1 protein-coding gene is annotated in these 402 nt (G+C 56.5%); it reads left to right on the top strand.

Annotation, left to right across the window (positions count from 1 at the left end; all coding sequences use genetic code 11):
- Positions 1-402 (top strand): IS5 family transposase (locus XpopCFBP1817_RS21235; RefSeq protein WP_128418512.1); only part of this gene is annotated, 402 nt, incomplete at both ends.

The raw sequence follows: 402 nt of genomic DNA, 5'->3' as shown, positions 1-402 counted from the left end.
AAAAAAACGGCCCACAAGACATCGGTAAGTCCCGCGGTGGATGGAACACCAAGATTCATATGGTTGCCGCGGATGCTCGAACAGCCATCACGTTTGGATTGACACCTGGCAACGCGCATGACGCACCTGCAGGCCGCACGTTGCTTGAACATCTGGGGCCAGTGAAGCGACCGATTCATTTACTGATGGACCGTGCTTACGAAGGCAACGAAACCCGCCAGCTGGCGCTTGATCTTGGCTTCGTGCCGGTGGTCCCGCCGAAGTCCAACCGGGTCGATCCTTGGGAATACAACCGGGAGATGTACAAGCGACGCAACGAAGTGGAGCGACTGTTCCGTCGTCTGAAAGGCTACCGCCGGATTTTCTCGCGCTTTGAGAAGCTCGACGTCATGTTCCTCGGAT

This window comes from Xanthomonas populi (assembly GCF_002940065.1).
GTDB lineage: Bacteria > Pseudomonadota > Gammaproteobacteria > Xanthomonadales > Xanthomonadaceae > Xanthomonas > Xanthomonas populi.
Note: the sequence above shows the minus strand (reverse complement) of the source record. Positions and strands in the feature narration are given on the sequence as shown.